The following is a 13,527-nucleotide window of genomic DNA, read 5'->3' as shown; positions in this document are numbered from 1 at the left end:
CAGGCACCGAACGTCTACGAACAGCAGTCAGCTACTCTGACACTTGCCGCATAACGACACGAACAGGTGTCCACCTTTTGGGGACAAGGCCCCTTGTCGTGTTCATCTGCGGACGGGGCATCAGGTCCCTTCAACGGCCGGTGGTCTGAGAGGCGACGGACTACGTGCTGGGGATGAGGTCCAACGACCCGGGCGCTGTAGAGCACGGAGAGGGCGTATCCCGTGGACGATTCCGAGACCTCATAGAGCGACGCAAGTGCTCGCGGCGACGGCAGTGGACTACCCACTGGGTAGGTTCCATCCTGAATACGCGCGAGAACTGACTCTGCGACTGGCCGCCAGAACGGATCCTTCGGGCGTAGGTGGCGGGCATGGACCCAGTCGGCAATGCGGCTGGTGCCGTCGTACTTGGGGCTCTCTGTCCGAATCGCTTCAGCTTCGACAGCCTCGGCGGCAGCGCGGTCGTCGTACCACCTGACGTCTCTTCTCTGGACCAGGTGCCACCAGAACTTCTGGCGCTGGTGATCGGCGAAGCGCTGCTTCAGGGCCATGGTGATGCCGACATACAGAAGGCGCTCTTCGGCGTCGTACAGCCGGTACACCGCGGTACGCGCCTCGCGGACTCGCCTACGAGGATCGGTCTGCACGACTTCCTCCCTCCGTTTGCCTTTGAGTGGCCTTGCAGTTGCCTCCCCCCTGCGCGGGTGAGCATGGATTACCTGGTGTGGCCGTCACCCAGATGGCGGTTCGGCATTTGAGCAGCATCTGCGAGCTCGGGCAGTTCAACCACCGTCACGCCAACAGCGACCAAGAGCTCGACTCCGACACAGTCAGCAACGAACAAGGACGGCTCGCGCCAGGCGATGACGACGCGCGGGATCCCGGCCTCGAGGATCCGCTGCGCGCACGGAGTACGGTCCGCGCTCCGTTGGGAGCACGGCTCCAGGGACGAGTAGATCGTTGCCGTGGACAGCCGCGGATCGCCTGCTGGGACCTTTGCGAGGGCTGCCTCCTCCGCGTGCTCACGCGGATCGGTCTCCCGGGAGTAGCCGGCCGCGAGCTCGGTGCCGTCCTCGGCGACGATGACCGCGCCCACCGAGTACGCCCCGGTGGCCGGGGGGCACAGTGTGGCCAGGCCGATTGCGCGCCGCATCCAGCGGAGGTCCTGATCTCGGTCGGGAGCGTGCATCAGCTGCGCTCCTTCGGGGCGTAGCGGAGCAGCACGACATCGCCAATCGCGCGGGCCTCCAGCAGCCTCATCCGGGCGGTTGTCCCGCCCGGGTAGTCGGCGGGGCCCAGGAACTTCGGGGCGTCGGCCTGGCCAACCAGCAGCGGGGCGATGGCGAGGTGGACCTCGTCGGCCAGGTTCTGGGCCATGAGCTGGGTGTGGATCGTGCCGCCGCCCTCCACCATGAGTCGGCCGACGCCGCGGCGACCCAGTTCGTCGAGGAGCAGGCCCCAGTCGAGCTTGGGGCCGACGCTGACCACGTCCGCGAGGTCCGTGAGCGTCGCCTTCACCTCGTCCACGGCGGAGTCGACCGTGAAGACCAGCTTCTGACCGCCGAAGTGCCAGAACTTCAGGTCCGCGTCGAGGTTGCCGGAGGCGGTCACCGTCACCTTCAGCGGGTACTCAGACCGGCCCTCCGCGATCCGCTTCGCGCGGCGCTTCTCGGAGTTGACCAGCAGCCTCGGGTTGTCCTTCCGCATGGTCGTCGCGCCGATCAGGATCGCGTCGCAGGAGGCCCGGACCTCGTCCACGCGGTCGAAGTCGTCGGCGTTGGAAAGCAACAGTCGCTCGAGGCTGGCGTCATCCAGGTAGCCGTCGACTGACATAGCGGCGGAGAGGATGACGTACGGACGTGTGGTCATAGGTGGCGTGATCCGTTCTGATCAGAATTGGTGAGCGAGCGTGCCGTCGAAGTGCGCGCGGAACTCCGCGACCTCGGGCTGTCGCTGCCAGGGCACCAGAGCCTTGTTGAGACGCGCGAGCTCTCGGACGATCCGGCCCGAGCCCGTGTCGTTGGCGATACTCAGGGCCTGGAGACCGACCGCAGCGGCCTGGTCGGGCGCGTCGGCACCGGCGTGAGCCACGGCGGCCCGAGCCATATAGACACCGCGGTCGCGGTGGTATCCGTCGGGCAGTGCCTTGATGGCGTTGGTGAAGACCTCGGCGGCCTCCGCGTGCTTGCCCAGTACCTCCAAGCCCTGCGCCCGGTGCACCTCCACGTACTGCTCGTTCAGCCACACGCCCCAGGGGGTCGTGTCGCCGGAGACGCGATCGAGAGCATTGCGCACATCATCGATCGCGCGCTCGCTGTCGACCGGCTCACCGCGCAACGCGTGCCCGTATGACTCGTAGGTCCGGGCGACGGCGGCCAGTCGACTGCGGGGCCGCGCCATGCGCTGCGCGGCTTCGGCGAGGTCGACGACGTCGACCAGGTCGCGCATCTCGCCGGCGAGCTGTGCCTTGCGGGCCATCACGTACGAGGTCAGGTCACCGTCTCCGACGGTGTGGCTCCACTGGAACGCTCGGTCGAGCCAGAACTGCGCGTTGTTGAAGTCGCCCAGGTCCTGGTAGAGCCAGGAGGTGAACTCCGCGTACTGCGTCTGGAGCTCCATGAGGGCGTGGCGGTCCGTGCCCTTCGCGTCCTGGCGCAGCTGCTTGATGTCCTCGATGTGCTGGAGCGCGGCCGCGATGGCTCGGCCGGGGCCGAGGAGGTTGTCGCTGTCGATCAGCAGACGACGCGCGCGCTGGAAGTGTTCCACCGGCGTACCGCTGTAGGCGGAAGCCGACCGGGCCGAGCGTGTCAGCCTCGGCAGAGAGCTGGCGGCCGCCGGCGTTACCCCGCCCAGCGCAGCAGCTGCACCGAGCCCCATCCCGCCACGCAGCATCGCGCGTCGATCCAGCGCCACGAAAACCACCGATCCATCCCGTAGACGAGCGGGGACAAAGATCCCCTCATCGTCCGACGTTGCCCGCTGGGACGCGGCAATGGCCAGGTCCACGGATGATTCGGACACATGGAGCCCTGAAACGGACACATGATCCCGAGGGGAATCATCCGAGGCGATGCGCTCCCACAGCTCGATCAAAAGGCCGTGCGCGTTGAGCACATGGTCCAACTCCTCGACCTCTGAGCGGTGCTTCGGAGCGCGCTTCGCGTTCTCCCATTTCCACAGCTTGGAGTACGAGAAGAAGGTGGCTTCCGCGAGGCCGCGCAGGCTGAGACCGCGCCGCTCGCGGAGGTCTCGCACTGTGTAGCCGAAGCGGTCCAGGGGCGATGCCTCCGGGGTCAGAACGTTCGGCTTCTGCCCCACGCTGATCCCCCTCCATGTCTCCTATCGGTGTGTCCAGCGGTCTGGACACATGTCAGACCTAGAACCAGCTCCGCGGTCGGGCCTACAACTTGCTAACGAAGTCGGACCGGCCAAGGAGGGACGAACATGCAGAACGGCACGCGAGGAACGACGTCAGTCGCCTCGGCTCTTCTCGATCCGTTCGAGGCGGGCTACGAGATCGGCGACCTGCTCCTCAAGTGCCTTGATGGATCGACCAGTCGAGTCCTCGCCGGCGGAGGCAGCGTTGGCGACGAAAGAGCCGCGGCCCTGATGGGAGTAGATGAGGCCCGCCGTGCGCAGCTCGGTCAAGGCTCGCTGGACGGTCCCAGCTGCGACGCCGTACTCCTCTACGAGCTCCCGTGTGCTCGGCAGCTTCGTCCCAGGAGTCAGGCGACCGGAGCGGATCTTGTCGCGGACATCCTGAACGATTCGCTGGTACGGCTGCACGGCCTCGTTGCTCATGAGCGACATCGTAGGTCGACCCCCTCGTCTTAGCTAGCTTCCATAGCTTCCTCAACCAAGTGCTTGACACCTACCCAACTTTATCAGCTAAGTTAGGTAAGCCAGCAAGGTTGGTGGGGTGGTAAGAAGCCGCCCTGCTGGACGTACCACTGCACCATCGCAGTTCCGCAGCTCGTCTCTTCGGAGTCGGGCAGGTGGCCGGAGGCGGTAGCTAAGACCAAACCCCCCAGGCCGGCGGAACTGCTGCACGACTTCAGCGCTGATGTGCTGTCTATCCGCCGGGACGCGGGCCTCTTGCTCGTGAGCCTGGTGGGTGGAGAAGGCATCCGCCCCGCGCACCCCTCCCCTCCCCTTCTCCTGCCGAGGAGTCGCCATGCCCGAGCTCGCCATGCCCAAGGCCGCCAAGCGCCGGGGCCGCACCCGTACCTCCCGCGTCAGCCTCCTCGCCCCGATCGTCCTGTCGACCCTGTCGCCCGGTCACATCGACATGCGGCGGGTCGAGTCCACCCAGAAGCGCCGCATCTCGCTGGTCTGCCCGAAGTGCGAAACCTGGGTGCCCGTCACCCCCCACCGCGGCACCTACCTGCTCAAGCTCGTCCCGCACCACACCGGCCGGGCCGGCGTCGCCGACGCGATCCGCTGCAGCTCCAGCAACCGCCTCGTCGACGTCGACGTCAGCGCGGACACCTGGAGCCGCCAGTACGAGGAGTGGGCGCGCGAGGAGCGCCTCGCGGTCGACCTGACCCGTCACCGCCGCGCCACCGTCCAGACCCTCAAGGTCGCCCGGCCCCAGGAGCGCCCCGCCGACCGGCGAGCGCAGTGGGAGCGTGCGGTGCCCGCCGCCCGCCGGGCAGATGCCGCCCGTACGGTGCCCGCCGACGCGATCCCCACCACGCGCGGTCGGGCCGTCGACGGCCCCGCCGGCGGTCTGCCGGCCATGACCCGGCAGACCGCCGGGGACGGCCGCTCCGTTCGTGCCCTGGCCGCCGGCACCCTGCGGGTTCTGGCCGACGCCGCCCCGGGCCGCTCCGCGAGCGACGTCCTCGAGGAGCACCTCGCCCGCGCCGCCTACACGCACCTGGCCACGCTCTTGCGCCGCCCCCTGACCCCGTCCGACCAGTCCGAGCACACCGAGCTGGTGGCCGCGGTCTGGGCCGAGTTGCCCGCCCCGGCCCCGGGCGAGACCGCCGCCGCGTACACCGCCCGCCGCCGCAAGCCCGCCCCCACCCCCTCCGCGACCGGCTGCACGCCGCCTGGCTCGGCCGGGCCGCGGGCTGTCTCCTCGGCAAGCCCGTCGAGAAGCTGCCACTCCCCGCGATCCGCGCGCTCGCCCGCGCCGCCGGCAACTGGCCCCTCACCACCTGGTTCACCGAACGCGGCGTCCCCCCGCACCTCCTCGCCGCCCACCCCTGGAACCGCCGTTCCGCGACCACCTCCCTCGCCGAGAACATCGACGGGATGCCCGAGGACGACGACCTCAACTACCCCCTCCTCAACCTGCTCCTCCTCCAGCGGTACGGCCGCGGCTTCACCACCGCCGACGTCGCCCGCCTCTGGCTCGACGAACTCCCGGCCGGCCGCACCTTCACCGCCGAGCGCATCGCCTACCGCAACCTCCTCGACGGCATCGAGCCCCCGCTGACCGCCTCCCACCGCAACCCCTTCCGCGAGTGGATCGGCGCCCAGATCCGCGCCGACGTCCACGGCTGGACACACCCCGGCGACCCCGGAGCCGCCGCCGAGCAGGCGTACCGGGACGCCGCGCTCACCCACACCGCCAACGGCGTCTACGGCGCCCAGTTCGTCGCCGCGACGATCGCCACCGCCGCCACCGGCACCGCCGACGTCCACCAGGCCCTCGCCGCCGGGCTCTCCGTGATCCCGCACCGCTCCCGGCTCGCCGCCGCCGTCCGCCTCGGCATCGAGACCGCCCGGCAAACACGCGGCACCACCCCCGACTTCGAGGCCGTCGTGGACCGGCTCCACGCGGCACTCGGCGGGTATCACTGGGTCCATGCCGTCCCCAACACCGCCCTCCTCGCCGCCGCCCTCACCCACGGCGACGGCGACTTCTCCCGCACGATCTGCGCGGCGGTCTCCGGCGGCTGGGACACCGATTCCAACGGCGCCACCGCCGGTTCCGTCGCCGGACTCCTCGCCGGCCACCCCGACCGGCTGCCCGAGCGCTGGACCTCCCCCCTCAAGAACCGGCTCGCCACCTCGATCCCGTCCTTCGACGGCATCGGCTTCGACACCCTCGCCGAACTGACGCATCTGGAGGCAGTACGCCCATGACCAGCATCGTGGTGCTCGGCAGCACCAACATGGACCTCGTCGCCTTCGTGCCCCGGGCCCCCGCGCGCGGGGAGACCGTCACCGGCCGGGAGTTCCGTACGATCCCCGGCGGCAAGGGCGCCAACCAGGCCGTCGCCGCCGCCCGGGCCGGCGCCGAGGTGGCGATGATCGGCGCGGTCGGCGCCGACGACTTCGGCGAACGGCTCCGCGCCTCGCTCGACGCCTCCGCCGTCGACACCGACCTTTTGCGCACCGTCGAAGGCCCCTCCGGGACCGCCCACATCGTCGTCGACGACGAGGGCGGCAACGCGATCGTCGTCGTCCCCGGCGCCAACGGCACCGTCACCTCCCTCGACCACGGCGACGAGGCCCTGATCGCCAACGCCGACGCGCTGCTCCTCCAGCTCGAACTCCCCCTCTCCGCCGTCACCGAGGCCGCCGTCACCGCCCGCCGGCTCGGGGTGCGTACGGTCCTCACCCCCGCCCCGGCGCAGCAGCTTCCCCCCGAACTCCTCGCCGCCACCGACCTCCTGGTCCCCAACGAGCACGAGGCCGCCGCGCTCACCGGCCTCACCGACCCGCGCGCCGCCGCCACCGCCCTGCTCGCCCTCGTTCCCGAGGTCGTCGTCACGCTGGGCGCCTCCGGCAGCCTGTACGCGGCCCGCGGCAGCGAACCGTTCGCGGTGCCGGCCCCCCGGGTCCCGGCCGTGGACACGACCGCCGCGGGCGACACCTTCGTCGGCACTCTCGCCGTGGCGCTCGGCGAGGGTCGCCCGGTCCGCGAGGCGATGGCCTGGGCCTCCACGGCCGCCGCGCTCTCCGTCCAGCACGCGGGGGCTTCGTCCTCGATGCCGTACCGCACCGAGATCGACGAGGCCCACGCGGCCTTCACCGGCCGGGAGGTCGACCCCGTATGACACCGCCGAACGACCGCACGGACCCCACCGACCCCACGGACCGCACGGACCGCACGGACCGGGACGCCGGGACGGACTCGACCGGACAGACAGTGCACCGGAACGAACCCCCGGCCCTCCCTCCGCTCCACGGGCTGCGCGTCCTCGATCTCGCGACCCTCTTCGCCGGGCCGCTCGCCGCGATGATGCTCGGCGACTTCGGCGCCGACGTGATCAAGATCGAGCACCCCCGCAAGCCCGACCCCTCCCGAGGCCACGGCCCGGCCAAGGACGGCATCGGTCTGTGGTGGAAGGTCCTCGGCCGCAACAAGCGGACCATGACCCTCGATCTCTCCACGCCCGGCGGCCGCGACACCCTGCTGCGGATGGCCGCCGAGGCCGATGTGATCGTGGAGAACTTCCGCCCCGGCACGCTGGAGCGCTGGGGTCTGGGCTGGGAGGAGCTCTCCACCGTCAACCCCCGCCTCGTCCTGGCCCGGGTCACCGGCTTCGGCCAGTTCGGCCCGTACTCCCATCGGCCCGGCTTCGGCACCCTGGCCGAGGCGATGAGCGGCTTCGCCGCCATCACCGGCGAACCGGACGGCCCGCCGACCCTGCCCCCGTTCGGCCTGGCCGACTCGATCGCCGCGCTCGCCACCGCGTACGCGGTGATGACCGCGCTCACCGCCAGGACGACCACCGGCCACGGCCAGGTCGTCGACATGGCCATCGTCGAGCCGATGCTCTCCGTCATCGGCCCCCACCCCCTCTGGTACGACCAGCTCGGATACGTCCAGCCCCGCACCGGAAACCGCTCCCGCAACAACGCCCCCCGCAACACCTACCGCACCTCCGACGACGCCTGGGTCGCCGTCTCCACCTCGGCCCAGTCGATCGCCGAACGCGTGCTGCGCCTGGTCGGCCGGCCCGAGCTGATCGACGAGCCCTGGTTCGCCGACGGCGCCGGCCGGGCCGCCCACGCGGACGTCCTCGACGAGGCGGTCGGCACCTGGATCGCCCGCCACACCCGGGACGAGGCGATGGCCGCCTTCGAGAAGGCCGAAGCGGCGATCGCGCCCGTCTACGACGTCCGGGACGTCCTGGCCGACCCGCAGTTCCGCGCCCTGGACACCGTCACCGAGGTCCCGGACCCCGAACTTGGGCCGATCCGGATGCAGAACGTCCTCTTCCGGCTCTCCGAGACCCCCGGGGCGATCCGCTGGGCCGGCCGCCCGCACGGCGCGGACACCGCCGACGTCCTCGCGGAACTCGGTCTCAGCCCTGCCGAGATCGGCGCCCTGCGCGGCGAAGGAGCCGTATGAGGACCACGCCCTTCCCCCTCACCTGGCTGTACGCCCCGGGGGACCGCCCCGCCGTCGTCCAGAAGGCCCTCGCCTCCGGCGCCGACGTGGTGATCGTCGACCTGGAGGACGCGGTCGCCCCGGACCGCAAGGCGTACGCGCTCGAGGCCACGGCCGATCTGCTCGCCGATCCCCACCCCGTGCCGGTCCACGTCCGCATCCACACCCCGCGCGACATCCCCACCCTGGCCTCCCTCCCCGGCCTCCGCGGTCTCCGTGTTCCCAAGGTGACACACGCCACTGACATCCACCGGATCGCCGACGCCGTCACCGAGTTCACCGGCGTCACCGACGGGATCCCCCTCTATCCCCTCCTGGAGAACGCCCTCGCCGTCGAGCGCGCGTACGCCATCGCCACCGCCCATCCCGCCGTCCACGGCATCGCCCTCGGCGAGGCGGACCTCCGCGCCGATCTGGGGGTACGGAGCGACAGCGGCCTCGACTGGTCGCGCGGCCGCCTGGTGGTCGCCGCCCGCGCGGCGGCCCTGCCCCCGCCGGCCCAGTCGGTGCACCCCGACATCCGCGACCTGGACGCCCTGGCGGCGAGCTGCGCGCGCGGGCGCGCCCTGGGCTTCTTCGGCCGGGCCGCGATCCACCCCCGCCAGCTCCCGGTCATCGAGCAGGCCTACTTCCCCACCCCCGACGAGGTGGCGGCGGCCGAGGAGGTCGTGAAGGCGGCCGAGACGGAGGAGGGCGCGCTGGCGCTCCCGGACGGCCGTTTCGTGGACGCGGCGGTCGTCGAGGGCGCCCGCCGCGTCCTCACCCTGGCGGCGCGCGCCTGCTGAGCACTGGGGCCTGCGGCCGGAAACGACAGGGCCGCCGGGACCAGAAGGTCCCGGCGGCCCTGAGAGACGTGAGAGAGCCGTCAGCCCTTGGCGGGCGACTCAGCGCCGTTCGTGGGCACCCCGGTCGTGGGCACGTCCGCCGGCTCGTCGCCGAGCGCCTCCAGCAGAGCGGTACCGTCCTCGTCCCCGGCGGCGTCGTCCTCCGGGTCGGCCTCGTTCCCGGCCTTGCCGCCGGCCCGCTTGTCGCGCTCCGGCTCCACGACCTCCTCGCGCCCCGGACGGAGCCGCGACGAGATCACGATGTAGGCGACGGCCAGGACGAAGACGACGATCGCCGTCCAGACGTTCAGCCGCAGGCCGAGCACGTGGTGCGCCTCGTCGACGCGCATGTACTCGATCCATCCGCGGCCCGCGCAGTACGCGGCGACGTAGAGCGCGAAGGCCCGTCCGTGGCCGAGCTTGAAGCGGCGGTCGGCCCAGATGACCAGGAACGCGACGCCGATGCACCACAGCGACTCGTAGAGGAAGGTCGGGTGGTAGATCCCGGCCTCGCGGTTCGCGCCGGCGCTGATCTCCAGGCCCCACGGCAGGTCGGTTGGCTTGCCGTACAGCTCCTGGTTGAACCAGTTGCCCCAGCGGCCGATGGCCTGGGCGAAGGCGATGCCGGGCGCGATGGCGTCGGCGTACGCGGGGAGCGGGATGCCGCGCCGACGGGCACCGATCCAGGCGCCGACCGCGCCGAGCGCGATGGCGCCCCAGATACCGAGGCCGCCTTCCCAGATCTTGAAGGCGTCGACCCAGTTCTCACCCTCGCTGAAGTACAGCTGGTAGTCGGTGATCACGTGGTAGAGCCGGCCGCCGACGAGGCCGAAGGGCACCGCCCAGACAGCGATGTCGGCCACGGTGCCGGCTTTGCCGCCCCGGGCGATCCAGCGCTTGTTGCCGTACCAGACGGCGACGAAGACACCGAGGATGATGCAGAAGGCGTAGGCGCGCAGCGGGACCGGTCCGAGGTGGAGGACACCGGTCGACGGGCTGGGAATGTAGGCAAGGTCCATGGCAGGACCGACGCTACCTTGCCGGGCGGGCGTCACGGCAGCCCACCCGGCAACGTCTGGGTAACTAAGAGGATCGCACCGGCCGGATCCGGCCGGGGGCGGTCAGCCCGCCGACGGCGAGGCGGTGCCCGCCTTCTTGCCCTTGTTGGCCTCGGCGACCCACTTCTTCAGGTTCTCCGGGGAGATCTGCTCGCTGCCCTTCTGCGGGAAGATCGATTCTCCGTTCAGGAGCACCGACGGCGTGCCCTGGAAGTTGCCCTTCACGAAGGCGTCGTTCGACTTCCCGACCCAGCTGTCGTGCGTGCCGTCCTCGACACAGCTGCGGAACTCCGGGGTGTCCAGGCCGGGGACCTTGGCCGCGAGCTTGATGAGTTCGGCGTTGTCGCCGAAGGTGTCGTCCGTCTCCGGCGGCTGGTTGATGTACAGCGTGTCGTGGTACGCCGCGAACTTCCCGGCGTCCTGGGCGCACGCCGCCGCGTTCGCCGCGCGCAGCGAGCCCTGGCCGCCCATGTTCCGGTCGATGAGGGTGGCGAGGTGGTACTCGGTCTTGAGCGCGCCGGAGGCCTCCAGCTCGTGGATGGTGTCCCGGAACGCGTTCTCGAAGGAGGCGCACGCCGGGCAGCGGAAGTCCTCCCAGATCGCGAGCGTCGACGGGGCGTCCGTCCTGCCGGTGGGGATCGCGGGCTTCTCCCCCTCGATCGAGCCGGTCGGGGCGACGACCGGGCCCGCCTTGTCCGAGCCGCCGTCCTTGCCGCCCGTGTTGGCGGCGATCACGCCGACGACCGCGGCCAGGCCGAGGACGCCGACGACCGCGGCCGACACGATCAGGACGCGCCGCTGCTTCTCGCGGGCCTTCTCGCGCTCGCGCTGCTCCTGGAGCCGCTCCCGCGCGCTCCGATTACCGTAACCGTCACTGTTCTTCTTGCTCACGTCCGGAGCAACGAACCGGGGAGGCGCGGTCGCGCCTCCCCGGTCACAGATCCACCCGATCGGGCTACGAAACTCGACGGACGCCCTCGGCGAGTTCGCCCGCCAGTTCCCTTACGGCGGCGAGTCCGGCGGCCTCGCCGTCGGCGTCGAGCATCCGCTTGACGAACGCGGAGCCGACGATGACGCCGTCGGCGAAGCCCGCGACCTCCTTGGCCTGCTCGGCGTTGGAGACGCCGAGCCCGACGCAGACGGGCAGCGGCGAGGTGGCGCGGGTGCGGCGGACGAGGTCGGCGGCCTCGGCTCCGACGGACTCACGGGTGCCGGTGACGCCCATGAGCGAGGCGGCGTAGACGAAGCCGGAACCGGCGGACGTGATGGTGGCGAGCCGCTCGTCCTTGCTGCTGGGGGCGACGACGAAGACGGTCGCGAGACCGTGCTTCTCGGCGTGCTCGCGCCACTGGGCGGACTCCTGGACGGGCAGGTCCGGCAGGATGCAGCCGGCGCCGCCCGCCGCGGCGAGCTCCTCGGTGAAGCGCTCGACACCGTAGCGGTCGATGGGGTTCCAGTACGTCATGACCAGGACGGGCTTCCCGGTGGCCGCGAAGGCCTCCCGGACCGTCCGCATGACGTCGGCGATCCGGACGCCACCGCGCAGGGCGATGTCGTCGGCGGTCTGGATGACCGGACCGTCGAGGACCGGGTCACTGTGCGGGAGGCCGACCTCGACGATGTCGGCGCCGCCCTCGAAGACGGCCTTGACGGCCTCGATGCCGCCGTCCACGGTCGGGAAGCCGGCCGGCAGGTAGGCGATCAGCGCGGCGCGGTTCTCCGCCTTGGCCTTGGCCAGGGTGTCACTGAGCAGCTGGATGTTCCCGGTCACTTCGCGTCCCCCTCGGTCCCGTCGTACAGCCCGAAGTAGCGGGCCGCCGTGTCCATGTCCTTGTCGCCGCGCCCGGAGAGGTTGACCAGGAGCAGGCCCTCGGGGCCCAGCTCCTTGCCGATCTCCAGGGCCCCGGCGAGCGCGTGCGCGGACTCGATGGCCGGGATGATGCCCTCGGTGCGGGAGAGCAGCCGCAGGGCCTGCATGGCCGCGTCGTCGGTGACGGCGCGGTACTCGCCGCGTCCGGAGTCCTTGAGGTACGCGTGCTCCGGGCCGATGCCCGGGTAGTCGAGACCGGCCGAGATCGAGTACGGCTCGGTGATCTGGCCCTCGTCGTCCTGGAGGACGTACGAGCGCGAGCCGTGCAGGATGCCGGGCTCGCCGGCGGTGAGGGTGGCGGCGTGCTCGCCGGTCTCGACGCCGTGGCCGGCCGGCTCGCAGCCGACGAGGCGGACGTCGGTGTCCGGGATGAAGGCGTGGAAGAGGCCGATGGCGTTGGATCCGCCGCCGACGCAGGCGACGGCCGCGTCGGGGAGCCGGCCGGCCCGCTCCAGGATCTGGCGGCGGGCCTCGACGCCGATGACGCGGTGGAAGTCGCGGACCATGGCGGGGAACGGGTGCGGCCCCGCGACGGTGCCGAAGAGGTAGTGGGTGCGGTCGACGTTGGCGACCCAGTCGCGGAACGCCTCGTTGATGGCGTCCTTGAGGGTGCGGCTGCCGGACTTCACCGGGATGACCTCGGCGCCGAGGATGCGCATCCGGGCGACGTTCAGCGCCTGGCGCTGGGTGTCGATCTCGCCCATGTAGATGGTGCACTCGAGCCCGAAGAGGGCGCAGGCGGTGGCGGTGGCGACGCCGTGCTGGCCCGCGCCGGTCTCGGCGATGACCCGGGTCTTGCCCATGCGCTTGGTGAGCAGGGCCTGCCCGAGCACGTTGTTGATCTTGTGCGAGCCGGTGTGGTTGAGGTCCTCGCGCTTGAGGAAGACCCGGGCGCCGCCCGCGTGTTCGGCGAACCGGGGGACCTCGGTGAGGGCGCTCGGACGGCCGGTGTAGTTGACCATCAGGTCGTTGAGCTCGCGCGCGAACTCGGGGTCGGCCTTGGCCTTGTCGTACTCGACGGCGACCTCGTCCACGGCGGCGACGAGGGCCTCCGGGATGAACTTGCCGCCGTAGGCGCCGAAGTAGCCCTCGGCGCTCGGAACCTGACCGTCGGGGTCGGGAAGGAAGAACTCGCTCGACATGCGACTGCTCCTCGCGGGGCGGATGCCCCGGGTGACGTGCTGGGCGATGGTCACGTTATGCGCACGCCGCAGTCACGTACGGCAACGCCGTGGCGGGGCCGACTCCGGCACACCCCTGCGGGGCATGCGGCGGTCCCGGGCGGGTCGCTCTACGTGAAGGCGCGCGCGGAGGGCCCGCGCCATCGCATGCCGTTGACCTGGCCGGGCTCGCTGCCGATCACGTACCGCACGCGGCGCCCGTGCACCCGGCGCGCGGGCGCGCGGCAGCCGCGCGGGCGGC

General features: G+C 71.3%; 12 protein-coding genes and 1 pseudogene. 4 read left to right on the top strand and 9 right to left on the bottom strand.

From position 1 onward, the window contains the following. Positions 1-14 precede the first annotated feature (14 nt). The 5 genes from AB0E14_RS37285 to AB0E14_RS37265 form a co-directional block, all read right to left on the bottom strand. Positions 15-602, bottom strand: coding sequence for a GntR family transcriptional regulator (locus AB0E14_RS37285; RefSeq protein WP_362429146.1), 588 nt, complete (start codon positions 600-602; stop codon positions 15-17). 113 nt (positions 603-715) lie between these two features. Then, a complete protein-coding gene (locus AB0E14_RS37280; protein WP_362429143.1) occupies positions 716-1,189 on the bottom strand; it encodes a deaminase in 474 nt (157 codons plus the stop codon). Then, positions 1,189-1,869 (bottom strand): dihydrofolate reductase family protein, encoded by a 681-nt coding sequence (locus AB0E14_RS37275; protein ID WP_362429139.1) that lies wholly within the window; start codon positions 1,867-1,869, stop codon positions 1,189-1,191. The genes AB0E14_RS37280 and AB0E14_RS37275 overlap by 1 nt, the downstream gene beginning before the upstream one ends. 21 nt (positions 1,870-1,890) lie before the next feature. Next, the gene (locus tag AB0E14_RS37270) at positions 1,891-3,318 is read right to left on the bottom strand and encodes a helix-turn-helix transcriptional regulator (RefSeq protein ID WP_362429136.1); all 1,428 of its coding nucleotides are present in this window, start codon (positions 3,316-3,318) and stop codon (positions 1,891-1,893) included. Between the two features lie 153 nt (positions 3,319-3,471). Beyond that, a complete protein-coding gene (locus tag AB0E14_RS37265) occupies positions 3,472-3,801 on the bottom strand; it encodes a GntR family transcriptional regulator (RefSeq protein WP_362429134.1) in 330 nt (109 codons plus the stop codon). Positions 3,802-5,037: 1,236 nt separating this feature from the next. Between AB0E14_RS37265 and AB0E14_RS37260 the strand changes: the two are divergent. From AB0E14_RS37260 to AB0E14_RS37245, 4 genes and pseudogenes are all read left to right on the top strand, one after another. Then, a pseudogene (locus AB0E14_RS37260) lies at positions 5,038-6,096 on the top strand (ADP-ribosylglycohydrolase family protein); the annotation flags it as partial. Further along, positions 6,093-7,013: a ribokinase gene (gene rbsK, locus AB0E14_RS37255; protein WP_362429131.1), complete on the top strand. Its 921-nt coding sequence runs from the start codon at positions 6,093-6,095 to the stop codon at positions 7,011-7,013. The pseudogene AB0E14_RS37260 and the gene rbsK, both read left to right, overlap by 4 nt. Beyond that, positions 7,010-8,314, top strand: a complete 1,305-nt coding sequence (locus AB0E14_RS37250; protein ID WP_362429128.1) for a CoA transferase — start codon at positions 7,010-7,012, stop codon at positions 8,312-8,314. The genes rbsK and AB0E14_RS37250 overlap by 4 nt, the downstream gene beginning before the upstream one ends. After that, the gene (locus AB0E14_RS37245) at positions 8,311-9,138 is read left to right on the top strand and encodes an aldolase/citrate lyase family protein (RefSeq protein ID WP_362429125.1); all 828 of its coding nucleotides are present in this window, start codon (positions 8,311-8,313) and stop codon (positions 9,136-9,138) included. The genes AB0E14_RS37250 and AB0E14_RS37245 overlap by 4 nt, the downstream gene beginning before the upstream one ends. An 80-nt stretch (positions 9,139-9,218) precedes the next feature. Here the strand turns inward: AB0E14_RS37245 and lgt are convergent, their stop codons facing one another. The 4 genes from lgt to trpB all read right to left on the bottom strand — a co-directional run bounded on the left by lgt (position 9,219) and on the right by trpB (position 13,247). After that, a complete protein-coding gene (gene lgt, locus AB0E14_RS37240) occupies positions 9,219-10,196 on the bottom strand; it encodes a prolipoprotein diacylglyceryl transferase (protein ID WP_362429122.1) in 978 nt (325 codons plus the stop codon). A 102-nt stretch (positions 10,197-10,298) separates the two neighbouring features. Then, positions 10,299-11,126 carry a thioredoxin domain-containing protein gene (locus AB0E14_RS37235; RefSeq protein ID WP_362429119.1) on the bottom strand — a complete coding sequence of 276 codons (828 nt, stop codon included), beginning with the start codon at positions 11,124-11,126 and terminating at the stop codon, positions 10,299-10,301. A 64-nt stretch (positions 11,127-11,190) separates the two neighbouring features. Then, the gene (trpA, locus tag AB0E14_RS37230; protein ID WP_362429116.1) at positions 11,191-12,006 is read right to left on the bottom strand and encodes a tryptophan synthase subunit alpha; all 816 of its coding nucleotides are present in this window, start codon (positions 12,004-12,006) and stop codon (positions 11,191-11,193) included. After that, positions 12,003-13,247: a tryptophan synthase subunit beta gene (gene trpB, locus AB0E14_RS37225; RefSeq protein WP_362429112.1), complete on the bottom strand. Its 1,245-nt coding sequence runs from the start codon at positions 13,245-13,247 to the stop codon at positions 12,003-12,005. The genes trpA and trpB overlap by 4 nt, the downstream gene beginning before the upstream one ends. Positions 13,248-13,527 lie beyond the last annotated feature (280 nt).

Source organism: Streptomyces sp. NPDC047981, assembly GCF_040653315.1.
GTDB lineage: Bacteria > Actinomycetota > Actinomycetes > Streptomycetales > Streptomycetaceae > Streptomyces.
The sequence above is the reverse complement of the archived record's forward strand: the minus strand, read 5'-3'. Positions and strand labels throughout refer to the sequence as shown.

What these genes read in the sequence shown, in the direction of transcription:
- AB0E14_RS37280 (WP_362429143.1), bottom strand. Translation starts at nt 1,189, where the DNA reads ATGCACGCTCCCGACCGAGATCAGGACCTCCGCTGGATGCGGCGCGCA.
- AB0E14_RS37275 (WP_362429139.1), bottom strand. Translation starts at nt 1,869, where the DNA reads ATGACCACACGTCCGTACGTCATCCTCTCCGCCGCTATGTCAGTCGAC.
- AB0E14_RS37265 (WP_362429134.1), bottom strand. Translation starts at nt 3,801, where the DNA reads ATGAGCAACGAGGCCGTGCAGCCGTACCAGCGAATCGTTCAGGATGTC.
- rbsK (WP_362429131.1), top strand. Translation starts at nt 6,093, where the DNA reads ATGACCAGCATCGTGGTGCTCGGCAGCACCAACATGGACCTCGTCGCC.
- AB0E14_RS37250 (WP_362429128.1), top strand. Translation starts at nt 7,010, where the DNA reads ATGACACCGCCGAACGACCGCACGGACCCCACCGACCCCACGGACCGC.
- AB0E14_RS37245 (WP_362429125.1), top strand. Translation starts at nt 8,311, where the DNA reads ATGAGGACCACGCCCTTCCCCCTCACCTGGCTGTACGCCCCGGGGGAC.
- lgt (WP_362429122.1), bottom strand. Translation starts at nt 10,196, where the DNA reads ATGGACCTTGCCTACATTCCCAGCCCGTCGACCGGTGTCCTCCACCTC.
- trpB (WP_362429112.1), bottom strand. Translation starts at nt 13,247, where the DNA reads ATGTCGAGCGAGTTCTTCCTTCCCGACCCCGACGGTCAGGTTCCGAGC.